Genomic DNA, 24,426 nt, shown 5'->3' on the forward strand with positions numbered 1-24,426 from the left:
GCCGTCAACACCATGGCGAACAATGCCACGACCGCCGGTACTACATAGTCACCCGCAAAGGGCACTTCCAATAACCCGCGCGCGCAGCTAGATTGGGACCGGCAATTGCGCCAAACAGCCCACCTGCCAAACCCAGCGACACGGCCCTTTCGCGCTGCGGCGCGGGCACCAACTCGGCAGCGGCAAAACGGTACAGCTGGCCGTTGGCGCTGCAATAACCCGCAACCACGGTAGCAGCCAACAGCAGCCACAAGCCAGAAATTTTTGTCCAGCACGGCCCAAGCGGCCACGCAGGCCGTCAAGAAGGCCATGGGCAGTCCCATCTGAAACGAGATACGCCGACCAAGCCGTGATTGCGTGCGCGCCGCCAGCGGCGTGCTCAGCCCGTTGGCCACGGCATAGGCCATGACGGGTAGCGTGCCCATTCAGCCGACCGGCACCAATGCTCGGTCAGAGGGCTATCGCAGATAGTGAACTGCCGTTTCTAGGCTTATTCACCATGGCTTTAGCCTATATCTGGCAAATGCCGCACAGAATAGGAGGCAAAGAATCACATCGCGCACAAAGCCTCGGGCGCTGTTGCCGACGATGCTACGCTGCGCGCGATGGCGGCCGCAAGGCTACCTGTGAGCCGCCGCGCGCCTTGCGCAACTGCGTCCATGCCGGCGGTGCCCACCGGTTCGCTGAGACTCAGCTGGCACACCGTGGCGCGGGTCTCGTCCGTACGGCGAATGGTCCAGCTGAAGTTACCGTCGATGCGCACACCCTCGGTTGCATCGAACTGCCGTACCTGCACGGCGATACGGTGGGCCGGCGTGGGCGCCTGCCTGCCGCCCTTGGTGATATCGATGGCTCCGAGCCGGACGGCCACACCGCTGGCCAATGCATCGCGCAGCTCGTTCTCGAAGGACGACGCCCAGCGGCTCTCTTCCAGTACGTAAACTTGTGCGCTGGCGTCGCCCAGGCGGCGTACCACCATCTGCGGACGAGCCAGTCGCTCGGGCACCGCGACAGGTGCCATCTCCAGGTAAACCGGTGCCGCGCCGGTAGTTGTGGGTGTGGCGGTTGGCAATCCGCTGTCCGCCAGCGAGTAGTACAGCGTGGGCTTGCCCGCGCAACCCGTGATCAACAAGGTGGCAAGCGCACCCGCCGCGATAAAAAATTGGAATCTCATTTTTTGTCTTCCGGTTTCCCGCGCAGCAGCGACTCGGGGTGGCGTTCGAGGTAGTCGGTCAGTATGCGCAGCGAGCCTGCAGCGCGTGTCAGTTCCTGCAGCGTCTGGCGCAAGTCCAGTTGCAGCGGCGAATCCTCGGCGAGGGTGCGGTCGGCAGTGTTCACCGTCTTGCGCACATCTTTTAGGGCGGCCGCGAGTTCAGGCGTGACGGTGCTGTCGATGTTGCGCGCCGCCGCCTCGGCACCCGTCAGCGTCTTGTTCAGCGTGGCAAGCGTCTTGCGCAGGTCGGCTGCGATCTCTTCATACGGCACCTTGTTGAGCTTGCTGGCGATCTCCTGCACCTGCGACTGGATTTCGTCCAGGCTGTTGGGCACCGTCGGCAATTCGATGAGCGCCTGGGTCGTGTCGACTTTGACTTGCGGCGATTTCGGGAAGAAGTCCAGCGCAACGTACAACTGCCCTGTCAGCAGGTTGCCGTTGCGCAGCTGAGCGCGCAGCCCCTTGCCGATCAGATACTGCAGACGCTGCTGTTGCGTAACGGTCGATACCCGCCCCGGTTCGCCTGCCTTGCGGCGCAAGCGGTCGGGGTAGACCTGCACCAGCACTGGCATGCGGAAGTCTCGCTCGGCACGGTCGAACTCGACACCGATCGATTTGACCTCGCCGATCACAACACCGCGAAAGTCCACCGCAGCACCAGGTGACAGGCCACGCAGCGACTGGTTGAAGTACAGCAGCAGTGTCTGGGCCGGGCCATCTGGCTCCTTCATCGCGGTGGCCTCATCCTCGCCCAAGCTGAACACCGTGTTTTCCTTCGCGACGGGCCCCATCACGTCATCGGGCGATTGGAACGCGATACCCCCGAGCAATATGGTTGCCAGTGATTGGGTACGCAGCGTGAAGCCGCTGGCGCTGAGTTGCGCGTCGATGCCGCTAGCCTGCCAGAAGCGTGTATTGACACCGATGAACTTGTCATAAGGCGCGTTGACGAACACGCGCAGGGTCACACCCCGGCCATCGCCATCCAGTTCGAAAGCTGCCACCTGCCCGACCTTGATGCGCCGGAAGTAGACCGGCGAGCCGATATCGAGCGAGCCAATGTCTTTGGCTCGTAATAGGAATTGTTGCCCGGATGAATCGCGCGTCACGATGGGAGGCACTTCGAGGCCCGCGAATTCACGCTTGGTTTCCTCTGACACGCCTGCGTCGGCACCAATGTAAGCGCCCGACAACAGGGTGCTGAGCCCGGAAATGCCCGAGGTATCAAGCCGAGGGCGCACCACCCAGAAACGCGTGTCTTCGGCGGTGAAGCTGCTCGCCTCTTTTTTGAGCTGCACGGTGACATTGACCGTCAGCCGGTCCCGCGCCAGCGTGATGGCCTGCACGGTGCCGATCTGCACCTCCTTGTATTTGACGGCAGTCTTGCCCGCCTCGAGTCCATCGGCCGACTTGAAGCTGAGCGTGATCTCCGGGCCACGGTCGAGCAGCAGCTTGGCGACCAGCGTGATGCCGACCAGTGCGGCAACGATAGGGATAAGCCAGATCAGCGAGGGCAGCCAGTCGCGGCGGCGCTCTACGGTGGGCGCGGGAAGCTGTGGTGCGGGCAACGGCTCGGCCGAAGGGTTTTGTTCGTCACTCATGCGGGTTTTGTCTCAGCAGTTGGTTCGGACAGCACTTTGGAAGTGGCCGGTGTGTCGGGTGTGTCGGGATCGGCGGTGTCCCAGATCAGCTTAGGGTCGAACGACAGCGATGCCATCATGGTCAACACCACGACCCCGCCGAACGCCCCAATTCCTACGCCCGCAGTGACCTGTGCAAATCCTTGGATCTGCACCAATCCAGTCAGCAGCGAAACTACAAATACGTCGAGCATGGACCAGCGGCCGATGATTTCTATGATGCGGTACAGCTTAACCCGCTCGGGCTGCCGCCAGGCACTGCGCCGCTGCACGGAGATTAGCAGAATCATGAGCACGGACAACTTGAACAGCGGCACCAAAAAACTTGCGATGAAGACAATAGCCGCCAGCCCGTAGGCGCCCGATACCCAGAAAAAGATCACCCCGCTTAAGATGGTGTCTTGCTGCGTACCGAGCAAGCTTTTGGTGACCATCACCGGCAGCAAGTTGGCGGGGATATAAAGGATGCACGCCGCGATCAGTAACGCCCACGTGCGGTTGAGGCTGTCTGGCTTGCGCGTGTGCAGCCGCGTACCGCAGACTCCGCAAGGCTCGCCATCCTTCGCGTCGCGCCACACCGCCGCACAGTGCGGGCATGCCTCCAGACCCAGCGCCGCCGCGGTGACGACCGGGGCTACGTCTTGGGGTAACACGTGAAAGAAGGGGTGCTTCAATCGGTTTCCTTTCCTGTCGTGTCGAACGCCATTTCCCAGAAGCCGCGCGGATTGAACGACAGCACCGCCGACAACAGCACGGTGAGCACCATGAAGGCATATAGCGCCGGCCCTGGCAGAACGGTTGCCATGCTGGAGAGTTTGACGATGGCGACCAAAACGCCGAGTAGAAAAACCTCGATCATCCCCCAGGGCCGCAGCGTCTGCATCGCCCGCACGAGCACCGCAAAGCCGGCAGGCCTGCGCCGGCGGGCCAGCGGCACGAGCAGGTAAACCAGAATGCACAGTTGTAGCAGGGGGAACAGCAGTGTCGTTGCGAGCAGCAGCAGCGCAACGAGCGATTTACCCTCGCTACCAAGCGCTACCACGGCGCCCATCAACGTGGTCTGGCTGCGAAGACCTTGCATTTCCATTTCGACAATCGGGAAGCCGTTGGCTATGGCGAACATGACCAAGCTCGCGACGGTTAGCGGCAAGATGCGTCGATGCTGCTCGCCATTGTGGCGGTCGAGTTCGGAGTTGCACCGCGGGCAGCGCGCCACATCACGGGGTCGCAGCGTGGGACGGCTGTAGACTGCGTCGCAGCCTTCACAAACGATGGTGTCCGCCACCCGCTCCATGGTCAGCCCCGACGTCCTGCGCCGCGTTGCGCCGCGAACCATGCCAGCGTTCCAGCCGTCAATAGCACCGGCACCAGTGAGCCCCAGTTCAATAGACTCCAGCCCTGCGTTGTGACCAGGGCACCGGATGCCAATGAGGTGATAGCGAGAACCGCAAACACGCAAAAATTGATAGCCGCCTGGGCCCGGTCTTTTTCTTCTGGCCGGTAGGCGTTCAATGCGAGCGCCGTGCTGCCGGTAAAAATGAAATTCCAGCCAACACCCAGCAGGAACAGGGCGATGGTGAACTGGTGCAGTTCCACACCCGACAGGGCGATCACGATACACAGCAGGTTCAGTAGGACGCCCACGCCCATCACGGGCAGCGTACCAAAGCGCTTGATCCAGCCGCCGGTGAAAAAGCCCGGCGCAAACATGCCGATCACATGCCATTCCAGCACGAAGGCTGCGTCGTCAAACGACAAGCCGCACTGCTGCATCGCCAGCGGCGTGGCGGCCATCAGCAGGTTCATGACACCATAGCCCAAGGCAGCGCTGGCGCAGGCGACGATGAATACCGGTTGGCGCATGATGACGCTCAGCGGTCGACCGCCGTCCTGCCCCTTCGGCGCTACGATGTGATGTGGAAAGCGCACAATGGCCATCAGCACCATGGCCAACAAGGCCACGACCGCCAGTACGACATAAGCACCCGCAAATGGCACTTCCAATAAACCACGCGTGCGCGCTGCCAGATTGGGGCCGGCAATTGCGCCAATCAGCCCCCCTGCCAAAACCAGCGACACGGCCCTTTCGCGCTGCGGCGCGGGCACCAGTTCTGCGGCGGCGAAGCGGTACAACTGGCCGTTGGCACTGTAGTAGCCCGCAACCACGGTGGCGGCCACCAGCAACCAGAAATTTTTGTCGAGCACGGCCCAAGCCGCCACGCAGGCTGATACAAAGGCCACGGCCAGCCCCATCTGAAACGAGATACGCCGACCAAAACGCGATTGCGTGCGGGCCACCAGCGGCGTGCTCAGCGCGCCGCCCACCACATAGGCCATGACGGGCAGCGTGGCCATCCAGCCGAACGGCGCCAGGCTTAAGCCCACCAGCCCGTTGATGGCGATGAAGGCGACGTTATTGGTGAGGAAAAGCCCTTGGCACAGGGCCAGCAGCCAGAGGTTGCGGTTCATGCGCCCAGTGTACGTGCGGCGCCACGGACTAGCCCGCGCGTGCGAGGCTGGTCAGAGGCCATAGTCAACTCAGGCTGCAACGGCCTTGCGTGGCGTGGCTTTTTTAGCCGCCGCTTTCTTGGCTACGGCGGGAGTTGCCGCGACCTTCTTGGCCGGGGCTTTTTTGGCAACCGGTTTGCCAGCGGTTTTTGCGACCTTGGCCTTTTTGGCTGGAGCCGCAGCGACCTTTTTGGTGGCCGTTTTCGTAGGCGCCTGGGTCGGTGCCTTGGCAGCAGTTTTTGCTGGTGCTTTGGCCGCTGGCGCTTTCTCTGCTGCGGGCTTGCTGGCCTTGGCACTGCCACCGTCCTTCCAGGTCAACCGTGCCTTCTTGGCACGCGCGACCACCTTGGCAATGTCTTCGTCCGAGAACACGCCGTTCACGCCGGAAATGGCCGCCAGCTTCATGCCGTGCTTCAGGCCCAGTTTGTAAATCTCTTTGACCTTTTCCCACTCGGTGTCGCGGCCGACCGTGAACACTTCAAAGCGGCCTTCCAGCGCCAGCACAATGGTTTCGGCCAGGCAGGCGTAGACCACGTTGGGTGGTAGGCCAATGCTCTTCAAGCCCTTGACCTTGGTGGGCAAATCAATCTCGCCAGACTCAATGACCAGCACGTCGGGGCGCTTTGCCACGTCCGATGCGGGCAGGTCCAGCGGGCGCGCCACGTCGGTGATGACGCAGCCGGGTTTGACACGCATGATGTCCAGAATCTCCTTGCCAGCGCCGGAGGTGGACGTGACGATCATGTCCATGTCGGCCAGCAGGTCGTTGTAGTCGATGGTCGTGAACACCTTGGCGTCTGGCGTTTCCTTCAGGATGGAGGCTTTCAGTTCGTCGAGCTTGGAGAGCGTGCGGCCGGCCAGATAGACCTCGTCAAACGACATGGCCAACAGACGCGCGCTGACCGAGCCGATGGAGCCTGACGCGCCGATAACCATAGTTTTGGCCGCGACCTTTTTGTTCTGTTTGTTGACGTGCACAAGGCCCATGCGGCGCATGGCGTCGGCTGCAGCCCACAGTGCGCCCGATGCGGAGTAGCTGTTGCCGGTGGTGATCGGCAGGCTGGAGCGACGTGCCACGGTGACACCGGCATCGCCCACCACCTTGGTGAACGCGCCCAGGCCCATGATCTGCGCACCCATCTTCTCGGCGATCTTGGACGCTTGCAGCAGGCGGCGGTAGGTGAACTCGGGGCTGCGCGACAGCATTTCCTTGGGCGTGCCGCCCACGCTGATCAGCCAGCCCTCGGCCTCGGCGCCGCTGGGCGAGACGATGTTGCTCATCTTGCAATACACCATGGGTGGCATATGGGCTGCAAAGGTCTCGACCTTGTCCATGACGAACTTGGGCGTGGACTTTGGAATGGGGAATGCGTTGCGGATGTAGTTTTGGCTTAAGGGGTGGATTACAAACGCAAAGCGGCGGATGTTGCGGAACTTGCCAGTGGGGTGCAACAGGCGTGGCTTGATGTCCAGCTCGTTCAGAATTTCGTCGAAGTCGTCGTCTGACACTTCCTCTTGCGGCTTCTCCAGCGTGGCCAGGATCATGGCCTCGATGGTATTAATGCCCACCACTTCGGGGAACAGCTTGGGCGACACGTCAATGACCAGGTTGACCTTGCACTTGGTGAAGAAGGCCTGGCGCTCGTCGTCCACCGCCGAGGTGATGATGGTCTTACCTTCCAGGTTGGTGGCATTGCTGACCGCCTTGAGTTCCGCAAAGGTGCCGACGATGACGTGGGATTTGGCCACCACATCGGCCACCATGCGGTTCTTGAAGCCGGCCATGGCTGCTTCCAGCATCTGGCCGGACTTGCCTTGCAGCATGTATTTGCTGCCCTTGGCGTACAGCTCCAGTTGGTCTAGCGAGCCCAGCATCGTCGGCGCGCCGGTCTGGAACAGCGCGTCGGCAAAACTCAGGTTCTTGGTGTAGTCGGACATCGCCACAGCCATGTCGTAATTGCGCATGCCCGAGAGGAACAGTACGAGGTTGTTGTTGAAATAGTGGCCCAGTTCTTTTTGCACATAACGCACGGCGCGCACCTGCAACAGGCGGCGTAGCGTGGCGCCAGTGGTCACCGGCACGCGGGTCACGACGTTGAGCAGGCGCTGGGTTTCCTTGTTGATGACAGTGCGCAGACCGACCTGGTAGTGGTCAGGGATTTCACCCAGGCCAATGGCATCGGCCGTGGCCTGCTGGCGGCGCATCAGCTCCCAGGCCTTGCCGGTGTCCTGGTCTGCGCCCATGCGGCGGACCGAGAAGGATTGGCCCAAAAACTGGGTCTTGAATTCGAAATCCTGTTTGGACGAACCCAGTGTCACTGTCACTACTTTTTTCATCAACCGCTCCTCTTATCGTTTCTAGACCGTCTTCATCAACAACCGCAACTTTAGCCCGCTGCCTTCTTGCTCTTTTTCGTAGGCGCCGCGGCGGCCTTGGGAGCCTTGGGTGGCAGCGCCTTGCGGATCAGATCTTCACACACTTCCTGCGACATATAGCGCGGCACCGGGTAGCCGGTATGTGCCTCCCAGCAAGCGGCCTTGGCCAGCGCGGGGATATCGGATTCCTTCAATGCCACCAGGAAAGTGGGAATACCCAGATCGCGGTTCAATTGGTCCACGGCATCCAGGAATTTTTGCGCCAACTCGTCCTTGTCGTCGCCCTCGGTACCGATCTTGGCAGCGACCGCCAGCAGCGCCAGACGGTCCACGATGGCCGGGTGCGAATACTTCAGCACCAGCGGCAGCATGATGGCGTTGGCCAGGCCGTGGGGCGTGTGGTACAGGCCGCCAAACTGGTGGGCGATGGCGTGCACATAGCCCACATTGGCGCGCGTGAACGCAAAGCCGGCGTAGGTGGAGGCCAGCGACATCTTCTCGCGCGCTTCCAGGTTCTTGCCGTCGGTATACGCGGTGCGCAGGTTCTCGAAGATCAGGCCGACCGCAGACAGCGCCATGCCATCCGAGTACGGCGTGGTCCAGTTGCCAACAAAGGCTTCCACGGCATGCGTCAGCGCGTCGATGCCGGTGGCCGCGGTGATGTGGGGTGGCAGGCCGGTCATCAGCGATGGGTCCAGCGCGGCCATCTTGGGCACCATGCGGGGGTCGACAATGACCAGCTTCTTGTGGTTGACCGGGTCGGAGATCACGGCGGCCACGGTCACTTCGGAGCCGGTACCGGCGGTGGTGGGCACTGCGTAAATCTTGACCGGCGCGCGCAGGCCCTTGAGGTAGCCGGCCAACTGATTCAGCGGCTTGGGGTTGGAGGCGGCCACGGCTATCGCCTTGGAGGCATCCATGGACGAACCACCACCAAAGGCGACGATGGCGTCGCAGCCCTGGTCCTTGTAGAAGTCGATACCTTTTTGCACCAGCGGGATCGGCGCGTCGGGCGTGATTTCGTCAAACACGACAAACTGCGCGCCACCGGCGGTCAGCGCATCGGTCAGGTTGTTGAGCAGGCCCAGCTTGGAGATGATGCTGTCGGTGACGATCAGGATCTTGCGGTGCCCAAATCCTGCAATCGCCTGCCCCAGGCGGCCGCTGGAGCCGGGGCCTACCAGCAGGGTAGGTTGCGGGATGGGTATGAAGCGGGTCAGCAGGCCTGCACCCTTCATCAGAGCGCCCAGACCTGTGGATCGAACGGTGTTGCGCATAGCTTCGGGTATCAAGAAATGTCTCCTGCAAGTGGGCCAAAGGCGTCACTGTAGTATGCCCATGCATGCAGGAGTTGGGGCGCCAACCTAGACGCGTACAAACCCTGATGTGGTGGCTACGCCAGCAGGCGTGCGAGGGCGGTCAATGCAGCCGTTTCGGCGCGCAACACGCGTGGACCCAGCGTCACGGGTGCAAAACCTCGGGCGATGGCGGCCGCTTCTTCGGCCGCAGACAAGCCCCCTTCGGGGCCTGACAGAAACGTAGTGTGCTGTTCGCCGTTGCTTGGTGGCAAGGCAACGGAGCCATCGGCCAGTGACAGCAGGCAGCGGGTGTCAGATGCCTGTTGTGCCAGCGACTGCAGCCAACCGGCCAGTGTCTTCACGCTGTGCACCAGCGGCACGCGGTTGCCGCCGCATTGCTCACACGATGCAACCGCAACGCTTTGCCAGTGGGCGATCTTCTTGTCTGCCCGCTCGCCAGACAGGCGCAGCACGCTGCGTTCGGTCATCAGCGGCTGGATGCTGGCTGCGCCCAGCTCGGTGGCTTTTTCCACGAGCCAGTCCATGCGGTCATTGGCCGGCATGCCGACGGCCAGGTGCACGGTGGCACCGGCCTCGCGTTCGATTGCGCTGTGGGCAACCACGCGTACCTGCACGTCGCTGCGGCCCATGTGGGTGATGGTGGCTTCGAACTCACCACCCAGGCGGGCCCAGGCGTCGGCTCCATCAGGCGACAGGCCGTGGCGGCCGTTGAACAGCGTGATGCTGTCGCCCGGCTGCAGGCGTAGCACCTGCACATGCCGGGCGGCGCCAGCAGGCAAGTCCAGCAGTGCGTCGGCGGCTAGAGGGGCAGGGCAGTAGAAACGGGGCATACTACAAACGCTATCAAATTAGGAGCGGCTTACGCTCATTCCACGAGGGCTGCAGGCCCGTTTGGCTTAAGTCCTGCCGAAGGCGTAGGCATTTGGGACCTCTATGCCTTCTATGCGTTCCACAAGGCGTAGCAGCGGTTTGAGCTCCATATAGCGTGTGCAGGTGGTGCGGATGTAGGTGATGAAGCGTGGTGTGTCCGCCAGGTAGACCGGTTTGCCGTCGCGCAGTGTCAGCCGCGCGAACAGGCCGGCGATTTTCAGATGGCGTTGCAGGCCCATCCACTCGACGCCCTTGTAGAACTCGCCAAAGTCGTCACCCACCGGCAAGCCGGCCTTGCGGGCCTTTTCCCAGTAGCGGATGGTGACGTCCAGGCAGAAGTCTTCTTCCCAGCTCAGAAAGGCGTCGCGCAGCAGGCTGGCGATGTCGTAGGTGATGGGGCCATAGACGGCGTCCTGGAAGTCCAATACACCGAGCCGAGTGGCAGAGGGTTTGGTGGAAGCCGGGGTTCCAGCGTCGTTCACCATCAGGTTCCTGGGCATGAAATCCCGGTGCATGAACACGCTGGGCCAGGCCAGGGCACTGTCCGCGATGGCGGCGAAGGTCTTGTCCAGCACTTGGCGCTGCGCGCCGTCCAATGTGAACTTGCGGTATTCGGCTACATACCACTGGGGGAACAGCTCCATCTCCCGCATCACAAACGCACGGTCATAGACGGGCAACACGCCCTCACGCGACGCCTTTTGCCACTGGACCAGTGTTTCCACCGCGTCCAGGTACAGGTCCAGCGGCGGCGGGGCGGCCGGTTGTATCACGTCTTTCATTGTGTGGGTACCCATGTCGGTCAACAGCATGAAGCCGTTGGACTCGTCCCAGGCGAGCACCTCGGGTACCTTCAGGCCGGCGTCGGCCATCAGTTTGGCAACCGCCACAAAGGGCCTGCATTCGCCCTTGTCCGGTGGCGCGTCCATGATGACCACGCTGGTGGCTGCGGCACTCTCTGCCACGCGGTCGACCCGCAGGTAGCGTCGAAAACTGGCATCGGCCGAGGCCAGGCGCAGCGTGGCCGGGGCCAGCTGGTGCGTTTCCTGCACGCTGGCAAACCAGGACTCGAAAAGGGCCTGGCGGGACGCATCGGTCCATTCGGGAATTTGTGGCTGTGCCGGTGTCGGGGGGAGGGGGATTGGGCTCATGGATAATCCATTCTACAAAGCCCTACAGGATCCATCGCTCGCCGCGCCCTAGCGCGCAGAAACTACTGTCACCTGCTGATGCCGTTTTCATTCCCCCGTTTGCTGTTATGCGCCAACCGCGTCTGAGTTCGCGTACGCCCGGCCCCCACTTTGCGCTATCCCCTCTGGTGGTGCTGGTGGGTTTGGTGTGCGCCGCGGGTGGGTTGCGTGCGCAAACGGCCCAGCCCGCGCCGGGCGCGGTGTCCACCGATGCCATCCCCCTTAAATCCAGCAGCCAGTTGCAAGAGGAGTTGCCGCCGGACCAGGCCGATGGGCTTCCGATTTTTGTGGAGGGCGACCGCATGTCCGGCCGCCCCGATCTGGAGACCGTGATCGAAGGTAACGTGGAGTTGCGCAAGACCGGTACCGTGATCCGGGCTGACCGGCTGGAGTACGACCAGCCCAGCGACCAGGCCAAGGCCAGTGGCAATGTGCGCATCAACCGCAAGGGCAACGTGTTTGAGGGCCCGTTGTTGGAGCTCAAGGTCGACGCCTTTGAAGGCTTTATTGAGGCGCCGCGCTACCACTTATTGCAGAACGATGGCCAAGGCGAGGCTGACCGCGCCGATTTTGTCGGCGAAAGCCACACCGTCATCCACAACGCCAGTTACACGACCTGCAGGCGCAGGCCCGGTCCCGAATGGTTGCCAGACTGGGTGCTGCGCGCCACCCGTATCAGCATGGACAACGATGAAGATGTCGGCACCGCCGAGGGCGCCCTGCTGAGCTTCAAGGGCGTGCCGCTGCTGCCGATACCGGCCATCAGCTTTCCACTGTCCGACAAGCGCAAGTCGGGCCTGCTGCCGCCCACAATTGGCGTCGGCGCGGACAGTGGCCTGGAAGTGACGCTGCCCTACTACTGGAATATCGCGCCCAACCGCGATGCGACGATTACGCCGACCATCATGACGCGCCGCGGTATCGACTTCGGTGCAGAATTCCGCTACCTGGAGCCGACCTATACCGGCATTGTCCGCGCCAATTACATGCCGGGCGACAAGCTGACCGACTCAGACCGCTGGGGCCTGTCTTTCCTGCACCGGGGCCAGATCGGCACCCCGCTGGGGCCGGTGAACCTGGAAGCCACCATCAACCGCGTTAGCGATGACAACTACTGGCGGGATTTCACCAGCAACGGCGCCATTGCCAACGCCATCGCCAATACCAGCGCCAGTGTGGGTGTGGCGGCGACCCCGCGCCTGTTGCCTTCGGGCTTCAACGCCACCTGGGGGCTGGGCGCGTTTTCCAGCGCGGTTCGTGTGCTCAAGTGGCAGACCCTGCAGGACTTGACGGCCCCTATCGTGCCGCCATACGACCGCCTGCCGCAGATTTCGGCGCGCTATGCGTTGACCAATGTGCATGGCATCGATTGGTCGCTGGACGGCGACTTCACGCAGTTTGAGGCCGACAGCCGTCGCACGCTGCAGCCCAATGCCCAGCGCGCCGTGGCCTTGTTGCAGGTGAGCCGCCCCTGGCTGGCGCCCGAGGGTTTTGTGACCCCCAAGCTGCAACTGCATGCCACCGGCTACCAGTTTGACCGCCTGCTGGGCAATGGCTCCCAAACTGCGGACAGCGTTGTGCCCACGTTCAGCCTGGACGGCGGCCTGGTGTTTGAGCGCGAAGCCCAGCTGTTTGGGCGCAACCTGGTGCAGACGCTGGAGCCGCGTGCCTTCTACGTCCACACGCCATACCGCAACCAGAGCGCGCAGCCCAATTACGACACGGCCACCAACGACTTCAACTTCGCGACCATCTTCACGGAAAACGCCTTCGTCGGGCACGACAAGATATCGGACAACAACCTGTTGACACTGGGTCTGACCACGCGCTACCTGGATGCAGACACCGGTGGCCAGCTGGCACGTTTTGGTGTGGCCCAACGCCTGCGCTTTGACGAACAGCGCGTGACGCTGAACCCGACGGATGCCCCTGAACAGTCCGGCTTCAGCGATGTGATGCTGGGCGCGTCGGTCAACCTGTCTGAGCGTTGGTCGCTGGATTCCACGGTGCAGTACAACGGCAAGACCGACCGCTCCATTCGCTCCACGGTGGGTGCACGCTACAACCCCGGCAACTACCGGGTGGTCAACGCGGCCTACCGCTTCCAGCGTGACGTCAGCGAGCAGCTCGATGTCAGCTGGCAGTGGCCGCTCAACAACCTGTGGGGCGATGCCGGTCAGGAACTGGGTTCCGGCCGTGGACAGGGCGAGGGCCGCTTTTACAGCGTGGGGCGCCTGAACTACAGTTTGAACGAACGGCGCCTGGTCGACACCGTTTTAGGCGTCGAGTACGATGCGGGCTGCTGGCTGGCGCGGGTCGTTCTCGAGCGGACGCAAACCAGTACCTCCACGGCAACCGGGCGTGTGATGTTCCAGTTGGAGTTTGTTGGCTTTACCCGGTTGGGCCTGGGCGGCAATCCCATACAGTCCCTGACCCAAAACATTTCGCGTTACCAAAATTTGCGTGATTCGGGCGGCACGACCAGCCGCTTTAGCAACTACGATTGAGAGACCATGAATTTTAGATTTTGGGCAGCAGCCCCCGTCTTGGCCGTTGTGTGCAGCGTTTTGGCTGCGGGCGTACACGCTCAGTCCGTGCAGCAGGCGGACTACATTGTGGCTGTTGTCAACTCCGAGCCCATCACCAACAGCGAGGTGCGCATCGCGCTGCAGCGCATCATCAACGACATCACGGCCCAACGCCAGACACCACCGCCCATTGAAGAGTTGCGCCGGCGGGTGCTGGAGCGCCTGATCAACGAACGTGCGCAACTGCAGGTTGCGGCTGAGGCCGGCATCCGTGTGGATGACGCCGCGCTGGAGCAGTCTGAGCAGGCCGTGGCCCGCCAAAACCAGGTCGATGTGCCCGAGCTGCACAAGCGCGTCGTCAAAGACGGCCTCTCGGTAGCCCAATTTCGCAAGCAGCTGCGCGACCAGATGATTTTGTCGCGCTTGCATGAACAGCAGGTCGAGGCGCGCATCCGTATTTCCGACTCGGACATTGACCGTGCGTTGGCCGAACAACAGGGCAGTGCTAATGATCCGATGGCGCAAGAGGTCAATCTGGCACATTTGTTGGTGGCGGTTCCCGAAAACGCCAGTACCGAACAGGCCGCAGCGCAGTTCGCTCAAGCGCAAAAATTGCTGGCCCGTATCCGCGCTGGTGACAGTTTTGCAGCTGTGGTTCAGGAGTCCTCGGCGGCGGACCGCGCCAACGGCGGGCAGCTTGGCCTGCGCCGTGCGGACCGCTACCCACCGGCCTTTTTGACGGCCACGCAGGCGTTGGCCGTGGGCGAGGTCTCCGATGTAGTGCGGACCGGTGCCGGTTTTCATATCCTCAAAGTCGTTGAGCGCAAGGCGCCTGCCGCACCGTCGATGGCTATCGTTCAGAGTCATGCACGGCATATTTTGTTGCGCACCGGTCCGGAGTTGACGCAACAAGCCGCCGTTGCCAAGATAGCGGATTTCAAACGGCGCATTGAAGCCAAGACTGCAACCTTCGCTGCCTTAGCCCGAGAGCATTCCCAGGACGGAAGCAATACTCAGGGTGGTGACCTGGGCTGGGTGAGCCCTGGCAGCTTCGTTCCCGAATTTGAAGAGGCAATGAACCGATTGTCCGAAGGCCAGGTCAGCCCTCCCGTGGTGTCGCGGTTTGGCGTGCACCTGATCGAAATGCTGGAGCGCCGCCGTGTGGAAATGAAACCCCAGGAGGTGCGCGAGGCCATCCGCAACCAGCTGCGCACCAGCCGCTACGACGCTGCATTTACCAGTTGGGCACAGGACATACGGGGCAATGCCTTCGTGGAGTTTCGCGAGCCAGCCAAGTAAGTATGGCCCCCACGCTCCACCGCTGCGCGGGTCGCTGCCCCCCAAGGGGGTGCTTTTCGCCTTGGGACGGCCCGGCGGCGAAACCTGCCCCCACGCTCCACCGCTGCGCGGGCCGGGGCATTGCATGAAGCACATCGCGCGCAAACGCTTTGGCCAGCATTTCCTAACCGATGGCGGCATCATTGATGCCATCGTGGATGCCATTGCGCCCAAGCCCGGCCAGCGCATGGTCGAGATCGGCCCTGGGCTGGCGGCGCTGACCCAGCCGCTGGTGGAGCGCCTGGGCAAGCTGACGGTGATAGAACTGGACCGCGATTTGGCGGTGCGTCTGCGCTTGCACGGCCAGTTGACTGTCATCGAATCCGACGTACTAAAAGTGGACTTTGCCCTCGTCCAGCGTGCGTGGCCAGCTACTGATTTAATAGCAGCAACTAACGGCATCCCGCCTGCGTCCGATAAGCTTCGCGTGGTCGGCAACCTGCCGTACAACATCTCGACACCCATCCTGTTCCATTTGCTGGATGCCGTGGATGCAATAGAAGACCAGCACTTCATGCTGCAAAAAGAGGTGATCGACCGCATGGTGGCCCAGCCGGCAACCTCTGCGTTCGGGCGCCTCAGTGTGATGCTGCAGTGGCGCTATGCAATGGAAAATGTGCTGCTGGTGCCGCCTGAGAGCTTCGATCCGCCGCCGCGCGTCAACAGCGCCGTCGTGCGCATGTTGCCGTTGGAGCATCCACCGGTGCTGAATGTGAACCTGCTCAGCGAACTGGTGCAGGTCGCCTTCAGCCAGCGCCGCAAGCTGTTGCGCAACACGCTGGGCCGTTGGCTGGACGAGCAGGGTTTCACGGGCGACTTTGACGTTCAACGGCGCGCCGAAGAGGTGCCCGTGCACGAGTATGTGAACTTGGTACAGCACCCCAGCCTGGTGAAGGCGTCCCTACGCTGAGCCATTCACTGGATCTCCAGGCGTAAAAAAGCCCGCCGTTTGGTGGGCTTTTGTCTTTTCGCAGGCTGCCTGTTTAAGCAGCCGCGAGCCAGTATCCCGAATTGAAGGGGCTGCTCATGCGCAACGCCAGGGGAGATACATCCAACAACTTGTCGGTTGGCATCTTCTCGCCGGTCTCGTTTGCCATCTCAATACCTGCAATGGATGCTGCGGGTTGGGCAATAGTGCCGTTAGCCTCGTTCGCCCGTTCTGCTTGGCTGGTGTGTGCAGAACGGGCTACAGAAAAGAATAGAAGCATCGGAATGGTATTTTCCGGTCCCCCCAATAATCTGCAGTGTCGCGGAAGATGTCGAGCAGTTGCTCGCGCGCTTCTTTGTCGAACTTGGTGTTAGCGGGAATATGCTCCAGCACGGCGATGAAGCCAGGCTGTGGACCAGACTTGTGCACCGGGTCGGTCATGCTGTCATACAGGGCATCAAAATTCTTGCCCACGTGCGCTGGCAGCTTGAATTGCTGGCCAATCATGTCCAGCACGTCCTGCTTGGTCTGGGCTTCGGCCAGATTGGCATACAGGAAGTGGTGGCCCAGGCCCTGGGCAGCTCCCTGCAAATCCGGCACCCTGAAGGCCCGGATCGATTGAACGATATTCGTTCTGACTGTTCGAAGTGGCATATCCATTCCCGCTTCACTTTCTTAAAAGGTAAAAACTCGGTTCAAGGCACGATCTTGCGAAAACTCGCATAGTGATCGGCCGTGTAATAACAGGCATCCGGCACAGTGGTTCGGCCACCGCACACAATTCGACGGGCGCCCCGGTCACGGGACCGGGGAGTCTTGACGGTGTATTCGTGGTAGTAGCCACGTTTTGCGGCTGGTAGCACCCGCTCACGGTTGCCAAAAACCACACCGTCTTTTCCATACGGAAAAGGCCCACCTTGGAGAATCAGCTGGTAGGTTTCGATGCCTTGCGGGGGTAATTGGTTCAACGCAACAGTGGCGTCGACGGAATGTGTTTCCTTGGCTTCAACAGCCCCCCAAGCCCCGCCCAGGACCAGCAAAAAGCTGGCGGTCACTAACTTGGCAATACCTCTGCGCACCATGAAACCTCTCAAGCGACTCCGGGTAAACCCGAAAAATGCAAGTCGCGAAGTGTCGCGTATTCCGCCAAAAAAAGCAAGACCTTGCCTAAATATTAGGCAAAGATTCTGTAAAATTTTGTGTAGTAAGTGTGCGCAAACTTAATGTACCGGCCTTAACGGACGGCGTTGGCGTCTGCCACTGTCAAAGCCGTCATATTTACAATGCGGCGCACGGTCGTACTGGCAGTAAGAACGTGCACCGGTTTGGCTGCGCCGAGCAGCACCGGACCAATCGCGATGTTGCCGCCGGCTGCAGTTTTGAGCAGGTTATAGGCAATATTGGCCGCGTCGATATTGGGTAGGACCAGCAGGTTGGCGTCTCCGTGCAGCGTGCTGTTGGGCATCAGTACCTTGCGGGCGGCGCCGTCCAGCGCGACGTCGCCGTGCATTTCTCCGTCGACTTCCAGCCAGGGTGCCTGCTGCTGCAGCAGCCGCAGTGTTTCGCGCATTTTCAGCGCACTGGGCTCATTGCTACTGCCAAAACTGGAATGGCTCAGCAGCGCGACCTTGGGTTTGAAGCCAAAGCGCCGCATTTCCTCGGCCGCCATCATCGTTATCTTGGCCAACTGGGGTGCGGTGGGGTCGTAATTGACGTGGGTGTCGACCAGGAACACCTGGCGCCCGGGCAGCATCAGACCGTTCATGCAGGCATACACATCCAGGCTGGCATCGTCCCCCTGTGTCGGCCGCCTGCCAATGACCTGGTCGATGTACTGCAAATGCACCGCCGTGGTGCCCCAGGTGCCGCAGATCATGCCGTCCACATCGCCCTTGTGCAGCAACATCGAGCCGATCAGCGTCAGGCGCCGGCGCATCTCGATCTTGGCCATCTGGGCCGTTACGCCCTTGCGCTCGGTCATCTGATGGTAGGTCTGCCAGAAGTCGCGGTAGCGGTGGTCCTGCTCCACGTTGACAACGTTGTAGTCCACGCCCTCTTTGAGACGCAGGCCGAATTTCTCGACGCGCTCGGCAATCACGCTGGGGCGGCCGATCAGTGTGGGCAAGGCAATGCCCTCGTCCACGACGATCTGTGCCGCACGCAAAATGCGCTCTTCTTCGCCTTCGGCATAGGCTACGCGTTTTTTCAAGGCTTTCTTGGCAGCCGTGAAGATGGGCTTCATCGTCGTGCCCGAGGCGTATACAAAGCTTTGCAGCCGCTCGCGGTACGCGTCCATATCTGCAATTGGGCGCAGGGCTACGCCACTGTCGGCCGCCGCTTGGGCTACAGCCGGCGCAATCTTCATCATCAGGCGCGGGTCAAATGGTTTGGGAATCAGGTACTCGGGACCAAAGGCCAGTTGCTCACCGGCATAGGCCATGGCCACCACTTCGCTCTGCTCGGCCTGGGCCAGGTCGGCAATGGCATGCACCGCGGCAATTTCCATCTCCACAGTGATCGTCGACGCACCCGCATCCAGCGCACCGCGGAAGATGTACGGGAAGCACAGCACGTTGTTGACCTGATTTGGGTAGTCGGTGCGGCCGGTCGCCATGATGGCGTCGTCGCGCACGGCCTTCACCTCCTCGGGCAGGATCTCTGGCGTGGGGTTGGCCAACGCGAAGATCAGCGGTTTGGCTGCCATGGTCTTGACCATGTCCGCCTTGAGCACGCCGCCGGCGGACAGGCCCAGGAAAATGTCAGCGTCGGCTACGGCCTCGCGCAGCGTGCGCTGGCTGGTCTTTTGCGCGAATACAGCCTTGTCTTCGTCCATGAGCTCAACGCGGCCTTCGTAGACGAGGCCGGCCAGATCGGTGACCCATATGTTTTCGCGCGGGATGCCCAACTTGACCAGCAGGCTCAGACAGGCCAATGCCGCTGCACCCGCGCCCGAGGTCACCAGTTTGACGTGCTTGGGGTCTTTGCCCACGACCTTCAGTCCGTTCAAAATAGCGGCACCCACGCAGATGGCCGTGCCATGCTGGTCGTCGTGGAAGACCGGGATCTTCATGCGCTCGCGCAGTTTGCGCTCCACGTAAAAGCAGTCGGGCGCCTTGATGTCTTCCAGATTAATGCCACCAAAGGTGGGCTCCAGCGACGCGATGATGTCGACCAATTTGTCCAGGTCGTGCTTCTCGTCAATCTCCAGGTCGAACACGTCGATACCGGCGAACTTTTTGAACAGCACGCCCTTGCCCTCCATCACAGGCTTGGAGGCCAATGGTCCAATGTCACCAAGGCCCAGCACGGCCGTGCCATTGGTGATGACGGCAACCAGGTTGCCCCGGCTGGTGTACTTGTAGGCGTTGTTGGGGTCTTTGACGATCTCTTCGCAGGGCGCTGCCACGCCCGGCGAATACGCTAGCGCCAGATCGTGCTGGTTGACCAATTGCTTGGTGGCTGTGACGGCGACTTTCCCTGGTACCGGAAATTCGTGGTACTCCAACGCGGCTTGGCGCAATTGCGCGCTCTTTTCAGCAGAATTGGAGACCGGTGGCTTGGGGGAAATCGGCGTCTGGTTAGGCATGTCTTGCGTCCTCTGCGGCGCCAGCCGATGCGAAGAAGGCGCATGGCCCGGTGCCCTGTTATGGGCTTTGCATTGTAGACCTGGGCTTTGCCTGCGGGTCACCTTGCCAACCCGTAATTGCCACAGTGCAATGCGGAATTGGCATGGGCTTATACCAACCGCGCCAAACCTCAGGCCTGCTTGAAAAAACGCACCAGCTCGCGCACGTGGCCGACCACGGCAGCGTCGCCTAGCACTTGCGCCACCGTGTTCTTGGCATCGCGTTCAACGCGCACCAGCTCCAGACGCATGTGCTCGGCGAACGCAGTCTGGCGGTCATCACTCTCGGTCGCGCGCTGGTTGAGTTTGTTGAGGTGCTGCGCGCTGTGTTCGGAAAGGCTTTCGTACTGCTGGGACAAGACTTTCAATTGCTGTTCCAGTTGCGCGACGCGGCGGCGCAGGTCCACGGCATCTTCGCGTGGCACCTCAATCTCTCGCACCAGGCGATTCAAACGATCGCGTACGTGGGCATAGGCCCGCAAGCCCGGCCGCAGCACCGTGAGCACAATCGCAGCACCTGCTCCGAACCAGCCTATAAAGCCTACGCCACTCAGCGCCGCGCCACACAATGCCAACGCCGTCAGCAGGTGCAGACCAATCGCAATGCCCAGCGCGATACGGCTCCAGCGCTGTGCGTAGCTGGAGGCGGCAGGGTCGACCGTGATACCGCGGCTGCGGGAAACCTGTGCCTCATACATGACCTGCTGCGCCTGGAAGTACATGTTCCACGGCACCGTGACGATGAAGTACAGCCACAGTAGAGTGACAACGCCAATGGCGGCGTCCAGACCGGGCGCTACCGGCAGGTGTAGCCAAGATGCCAGCAGCCACAGGCCGACCGCCAGCAGGCCCATCCAAAGCAGTTTGTTCGTCGCATTCCAGAATCCATGCATGTTTTTCTCCAGTCCAAAGGTGCACTGAAGTATAGAAATATGGATCTTGATTGTGTCAGCGTTGCGACTAAGTATTACATAATGATGCCGCGGGTAGCAGAAGGTCACCAGCCCGCTTTGCGGTCATTATTCGAGACGTTGGCCGGTGCGATTCCATCGTGGCAGCCAATCACCCTTGATCGCAGCCGACGCGACGATATGGTGGGCCTTGCCGATCAGCAGATGGCGCGGCACGTAACCGATGTAGCGTGAATCTGCACTGTTGTCTCGGTTGTCGCCCAAGAAGAAGTAGCTGTCTTGCGGCACGACGAGGGGGCCAAAGTTGCGCACCGCATCCATCTCGGGCAAGAACTGCACGGTTCGCTCGTTGCCTGCAACGCGCTCGTGTATTTGCAGCGCCACTGTGCTGTTGCCATTGTCCAGCGGCTCGGTCAGCGCGTCGGGGGCGGAATACTCGGCCACGGTGCCGTTGATGGTCAGCACCCCGTTGCGCATCGCCACCACGTCGCCCGGTAACGCGACCAGGCGTTTGATCAAGCGCACGCCATCGGCCGGGGACGTGAAAGTGATGATGTCGCCGCGCTCAGGCTCACCCGTGCGCACCAGTGTGACATCGCTGAGCGGCAGTTTGAAGTCGTAGGCCAAGCGGTTCACCAGCACCACATCGCCTTCCAGAATGGTCGGGCGCATCGAGCCGGTCGGTATAGGGTTCCAGTCAGCAATTGCCAAGCGGAAGAAGCCGAAGCAGACCAGGAACGCGATAAAGCCGCGGTTTTGCTTCAAGAAGTTTTTCATTACGCGCGGCGGGTGGTGATGATGACGCGCTCAAGGGTCACGATGGGTGTAGGAGCCTGGGTCTTTGCCAATTGGGTGGTCGCTTGGCTGGCTCCATGGCCATTGCTGGCGATTTGGTTGAAGCCCATCAGCATACCGCCGTGGAGTACGGTGCAGGCGATGGCGGCCATGGTGAAAGCGCTGATGCTAAAACGGTTGCTGGTGGTGAAGGGCATGGTGTTACTCCGGTTGTTTGTTGGCTGGTCTTTGGGACCCGATGAACGAACTGTAGGAGTGACGGGTTTGCGCCGCCAGCGGCTTGCGACGGAATGCGCCGCCGCGCGAAGAACGGGTGAATTGGCGCACCAGGCTGCGTAATGCCAGCTCCCTACGGCGTCAGCTGCTTTGCACGACCCGGTGTTGCCAGTAGACAAAAAGCGGTGCGCCCAGCACCTCCAGTGCCGTGAAGGCGACGAACGGCGTCAACGGCAAACCTACCTGCTGCATGGAGATCAGCCGGCCGATGCCGCCAAGAAAAATCATCAACCACAGCGCCCGAAACAGTGCGGTCTGCTGCGTGATGCGCGGCACCAACCACCAGCTGGCCAGCCCAAGACCCAGCCACACGCCGGCCAGAAAGCGCAGATTGCTGTCCAGCGTGGCATCGGCCGGCAGGTGCAGACTGGCGTACAGCGGATCATGTACGCCCATCAGCTGCACCATGCCGGTTGCCACCGGTACCGTGCCCATCATGGCGCTGACGATTTGAAGGGCGCGTCGGCTGTTCATGGCAGACCCTGTACCCGACCTGTGACGCATTGCGCCGTGGCCAAAGGAACTTCGCGAAACAGTCGCATATGGCTCCAAAGGCCGACCACTACGGCTCTGGCACAGATCAAATAGGAGGCAAGCAGCATGGCGGTCCCTTGTATGGCGGGTTAATCTTTACATGGAAAAGATAGAGGGCGATTGTTGCATGCCCATCTTTCTCGTGTCAAGATACAAGCATGAACATCACTGCAAAACGCGTCGCCAAGTCGGCCCGGCGCGTCGCTCCCGCGACCAAGGCCGCGTACCACCATGGCAATCTGCGCGAAACGCTGCTGCTGGCCGCAGAGGCGACGCTGGCCGCGCGCGGCCTGCACGGCACCACGCTGCGTGACGTTGCCAAGGCGGCCGGCGTATCGCACGCCGCGCCCTACCACCATTTCGCCAGCCTGAACGACCTGCTGGCTGCCGTGGCCGAGCGGGGCTTTACCGCACTGGGTGACGCCATGGAAGCTGCCACCGCCACGGCGGATACGCATGAACGTCTGCTACAGATTGGCCAGGCCTATGTGCGTTGCGCACGCGCGCAACCTGCGCGGTTTCGGTTGATGTTTGCGCCGCAGCTGAACCTGGCCGGTCAGTACCCTGCCCTGCAGGTCGCATCGCAGCGTGCCTTTTCGTTGGTCATGGCCGCGGCCTGCGCGCACGATCCGGTGCAGGGCCCCGAGTTGGCACTGTGCGGCTGGAGCCTGTCGCACGGACTGAGCAACCTGCTGATCGATGGCGCGCTGGACCACGTGCCCGCTGCGCTGGAAGACCCCGACACCCTGGTGCGCCAATTGACGCTGCGTGCCTTGGGCCCGCTGACCAAGCCGCGGGGTGGCCGACGGCGGGTGGCGAATGTCCCGTAGACTGCGGCCTGCACAACAGGAGGCCCAGACCATGACGGACAGCAACAGCGACAAACCCCTTGCAGACGACGAGAAGAAGCGCCAGCGCGAGCGCGTGGAGCGCCTGCTGCTGCAGCCGGCGCAAACCAGTACCGGCAGTGTCACGGTAAGCGGCAAGGCGCTGCAGTACAGCGCCACTGCAGGCTTCGTACCCATCGTCGCCAATATGTCCGACAGCCACAAAGGCGAGCCCGACGCCGCGCTGTTCCTGACCAGCTACACCTTGCAGCACAAGGGCGTGGCGCCCAAGGCGGCGCAGCGGCCCATCCTGTTTGCATTCAACGGTGGTCCCGGCTCGGCATCGGTCTGGTTGCACCTGGGCGCGCTTGGTCCCAAGCGCGTGCCCGTCAACGACGACGGCACCATGCCACCGCCGCCCTACGGTGTGGAGGACAACCCCCACACGTGGCTGGAACACTTCGACCTGGTGTTCGTGGACCCGCCGCACACTGGCTATTCGGTGACTGCCAGCGAGGCGGCGCGCAAGAAGATGCTCAGCGTGGATGGCGATGTGGACACGCTGGCTGAGTGCATACGCCTGCACCTGAGCCGTACGCAGCGCTGGGGCTCGCCGGTTTATCTGGCGGGTGAAAGCTATGGCACGACCCGTGGCGCGGCATTGGCCGACAAACTGCTGGACATGGGTATTGCGCTGGCCGGCGTCATCCTGGTCAGCTGCGCCATGGATATCCAGACGCTGAAGTTTGAAGGCAAGAACGACCTTGCCCATGCGCTGTTCGTGCCGGGGTTTGCCGCCACTGCGCAATACCACGGCAAACTTAAAGGGCCGCTGGGCGAGTCTGGCGCGCAGGCACGGGCTGCGGCCGAAGCCTTTGTGCAGACCGACTACCTGAGTGCCTTGCACCAGGGTGCGCGCCTGGCGCCGGCACAGCGGACCCGCGTCGCCAAACGCCTGTCCGAACTCACCGGGCTGCGCTCTGACGTGATTGAAGACAACGACCTGCGCATCTCAGACCAACTGTTCTTCGGTGAGCTGCTGCGCGAGCAAGGTCGTATGGTCGGGCGGCTGGAGTCGCGTGTGACCGGGGCTATGGGCGCCCGCAAGGCGCGTACCTGGGAGTTTGACCCGGGCATCGAAGCCATCGTCGGGCCGTACACAATGGCCAGCAATGCGTATATGCGCGAGCAGCTGGGTGTGGTTACCGACCAGCGCTATGAAATCCTGAACTTGGACGTCAACAAGTCGTGGAACTGGCTGCAGGGCGAGTCCAAGGGCAATAGCTACACCAGCACCAGCGGCTCGCTGGCCCGCGCGCTGCGGCGCAATCCGCACCTGCGCGTGCTGGTCGCCAGCGGCTACTATGACCTGGGCACGCCCTATTCGGCCAGTGACTATTCGCTGGCCCGCATGGATGTGCCGCCCGACGTCATGGCCCGCATCACGCACCACTACTACGATGCCGGCCACATGATGTACACCCGCACCGATGACCTGAAGAAGCTGAAGGCTGACCTGAAGGCTTGGTTGGAATAAGTTGGGCGCAG

Annotated in this window: 22 protein-coding genes; 5 read left to right on the plus strand and 17 right to left on the minus strand. The window is 61.8% G+C overall.

All coding sequences use genetic code 11. From position 1 onward, the window contains the following. Positions 1-550: 550 nt before the first annotated feature. From AC097P_RS04425 to AC097P_RS04465, 9 genes are all read right to left on the minus strand, one after another. Complete coding sequence (locus AC097P_RS04425) at positions 551-1,174, minus strand: PqiC family protein (protein ID WP_479609145.1); 624 nt, start codon at positions 1,172-1,174, stop codon at positions 551-553. Further along, on the minus strand, positions 1,171-2,814 hold the full coding sequence (locus AC097P_RS04430) for a PqiB family protein (protein WP_479609146.1): 1,644 nt from the start codon (positions 2,812-2,814) through the stop codon (positions 1,171-1,173). Before AC097P_RS04430 ends, AC097P_RS04425 begins: the two co-directional genes overlap by 4 nt. Then, positions 2,811-3,527 carry a paraquat-inducible protein A gene (locus tag AC097P_RS04435; protein WP_479609147.1) on the minus strand — a complete coding sequence of 239 codons (717 nt, stop codon included), beginning with the start codon at positions 3,525-3,527 and terminating at the stop codon, positions 2,811-2,813. Before AC097P_RS04435 ends, AC097P_RS04430 begins: the two co-directional genes overlap by 4 nt. Continuing rightward, on the minus strand, positions 3,524-4,147 hold the full coding sequence (locus AC097P_RS04440) for a paraquat-inducible protein A (RefSeq protein ID WP_479609466.1): 624 nt from the start codon (positions 4,145-4,147) through the stop codon (positions 3,524-3,526). Before AC097P_RS04440 ends, AC097P_RS04435 begins: the two co-directional genes overlap by 4 nt. A gap of 2 nt (positions 4,148-4,149) precedes the next feature. Further along, a complete protein-coding gene (locus tag AC097P_RS04445) occupies positions 4,150-5,322 on the minus strand; it encodes an MFS transporter (RefSeq protein WP_479609148.1) in 1,173 nt (390 codons plus the stop codon). Positions 5,323-5,391: 69 nt separating this feature from the next. After that, positions 5,392-7,698, minus strand: coding sequence for a saccharopine dehydrogenase NADP-binding domain-containing protein (locus AC097P_RS04450; RefSeq protein WP_479609149.1), 2,307 nt, complete (start codon positions 7,696-7,698; stop codon positions 5,392-5,394). A gap of 50 nt (positions 7,699-7,748) precedes the next feature. Further along, positions 7,749-9,014 carry an iron-containing alcohol dehydrogenase gene (locus AC097P_RS04455; protein WP_479609150.1) on the minus strand — a complete coding sequence of 422 codons (1,266 nt, stop codon included), beginning with the start codon at positions 9,012-9,014 and terminating at the stop codon, positions 7,749-7,751. A 116-nt stretch (positions 9,015-9,130) separates the two neighbouring features. Continuing rightward, positions 9,131-9,886 carry a 16S rRNA (uracil(1498)-N(3))-methyltransferase gene (locus AC097P_RS04460; RefSeq protein ID WP_479609151.1) on the minus strand — a complete coding sequence of 252 codons (756 nt, stop codon included), beginning with the start codon at positions 9,884-9,886 and terminating at the stop codon, positions 9,131-9,133. 66 nt (positions 9,887-9,952) lie between these two features. Beyond that, positions 9,953-11,077 (minus strand): aminoglycoside phosphotransferase family protein, encoded by a 1,125-nt coding sequence (locus AC097P_RS04465; protein ID WP_479609152.1) that lies wholly within the window; start codon positions 11,075-11,077, stop codon positions 9,953-9,955. 107 nt (positions 11,078-11,184) lie between these two features. Here AC097P_RS04465 and AC097P_RS04470 point away from each other — a divergent pair, with 107 nt between their 5' ends. The 3 genes from AC097P_RS04470 to rsmA all read left to right on the plus strand — a co-directional run bounded on the left by AC097P_RS04470 (position 11,185) and on the right by rsmA (position 15,892). Further along, on the plus strand, positions 11,185-13,623 hold the full coding sequence (locus tag AC097P_RS04470) for an LPS-assembly protein LptD (RefSeq protein WP_479609153.1): 2,439 nt from the start codon (positions 11,185-11,187) through the stop codon (positions 13,621-13,623). 6 nt (positions 13,624-13,629) lie between these two features. Further along, complete coding sequence (locus tag AC097P_RS04475) at positions 13,630-14,943, plus strand: peptidylprolyl isomerase (protein WP_479609154.1); 1,314 nt, start codon at positions 13,630-13,632, stop codon at positions 14,941-14,943. A gap of 124 nt (positions 14,944-15,067) precedes the next feature. Beyond that, positions 15,068-15,892, plus strand: a complete 825-nt coding sequence (rsmA, locus tag AC097P_RS04480) for a 16S rRNA (adenine(1518)-N(6)/adenine(1519)-N(6))-dimethyltransferase RsmA (RefSeq protein WP_479609155.1) — start codon at positions 15,068-15,070, stop codon at positions 15,890-15,892. Positions 15,893-15,965: 73 nt separating this feature from the next. Here the strand turns inward: rsmA and AC097P_RS04485 are convergent, their stop codons facing one another. From AC097P_RS04485 to AC097P_RS04520, 8 genes are all read right to left on the minus strand, one after another. After that, positions 15,966-16,190 carry a hypothetical protein gene (locus AC097P_RS04485; protein ID WP_479609156.1) on the minus strand — a complete coding sequence of 75 codons (225 nt, stop codon included), beginning with the start codon at positions 16,188-16,190 and terminating at the stop codon, positions 15,966-15,968. Then, a complete protein-coding gene (locus AC097P_RS04490; protein WP_479609157.1) occupies positions 16,169-16,570 on the minus strand; it encodes a barstar family protein in 402 nt (133 codons plus the stop codon). The genes AC097P_RS04485 and AC097P_RS04490 overlap by 22 nt, the downstream gene beginning before the upstream one ends. Before the next feature lie 35 nt (positions 16,571-16,605). Continuing rightward, complete coding sequence (locus AC097P_RS04495) at positions 16,606-16,992, minus strand: guanyl-specific ribonuclease (protein ID WP_479609158.1); 387 nt, start codon at positions 16,990-16,992, stop codon at positions 16,606-16,608. 152 nt (positions 16,993-17,144) lie between these two features. Beyond that, positions 17,145-19,496, minus strand: a complete 2,352-nt coding sequence (locus AC097P_RS04500) for an NADP-dependent malic enzyme (protein ID WP_479609159.1) — start codon at positions 19,494-19,496, stop codon at positions 17,145-17,147. A gap of 170 nt (positions 19,497-19,666) precedes the next feature. Continuing rightward, positions 19,667-20,428 (minus strand): hypothetical protein, encoded by a 762-nt coding sequence (locus AC097P_RS04505; protein ID WP_479609160.1) that lies wholly within the window; start codon positions 20,426-20,428, stop codon positions 19,667-19,669. A gap of 126 nt (positions 20,429-20,554) precedes the next feature. Continuing rightward, positions 20,555-21,223 (minus strand): signal peptidase I, encoded by a 669-nt coding sequence (lepB, locus tag AC097P_RS04510; protein WP_479609161.1) that lies wholly within the window; start codon positions 21,221-21,223, stop codon positions 20,555-20,557. Then, positions 21,223-21,438 carry a hypothetical protein gene (locus AC097P_RS04515; RefSeq protein WP_479609162.1) on the minus strand — a complete coding sequence of 72 codons (216 nt, stop codon included), beginning with the start codon at positions 21,436-21,438 and terminating at the stop codon, positions 21,223-21,225. The genes lepB and AC097P_RS04515 overlap by 1 nt, the downstream gene beginning before the upstream one ends. A 160-nt stretch (positions 21,439-21,598) precedes the next feature. Continuing rightward, entirely contained in the window at positions 21,599-21,991 is a 393-nt protein-coding gene (locus tag AC097P_RS04520) for a DUF4345 domain-containing protein (RefSeq protein WP_479609163.1), read from the minus strand. 218 nt (positions 21,992-22,209) lie between these two features. Between AC097P_RS04520 and AC097P_RS04525 the strand changes: the two genes are divergently transcribed. Both AC097P_RS04525 and AC097P_RS04530 read left to right on the plus strand, forming a co-directional pair. Further along, entirely contained in the window at positions 22,210-22,881 is a 672-nt protein-coding gene (locus AC097P_RS04525; protein ID WP_479609164.1) for a TetR/AcrR family transcriptional regulator, read from the plus strand. Positions 22,882-22,912: 31 nt separating this feature from the next. After that, entirely contained in the window at positions 22,913-24,415 is a 1,503-nt protein-coding gene (locus AC097P_RS04530; RefSeq protein WP_479609165.1) for a S10 family peptidase, read from the plus strand. Positions 24,416-24,426 lie beyond the last annotated feature (11 nt).

Source organism: Rhodoferax sp. ZS1R8 (assembly GCF_056521325.1).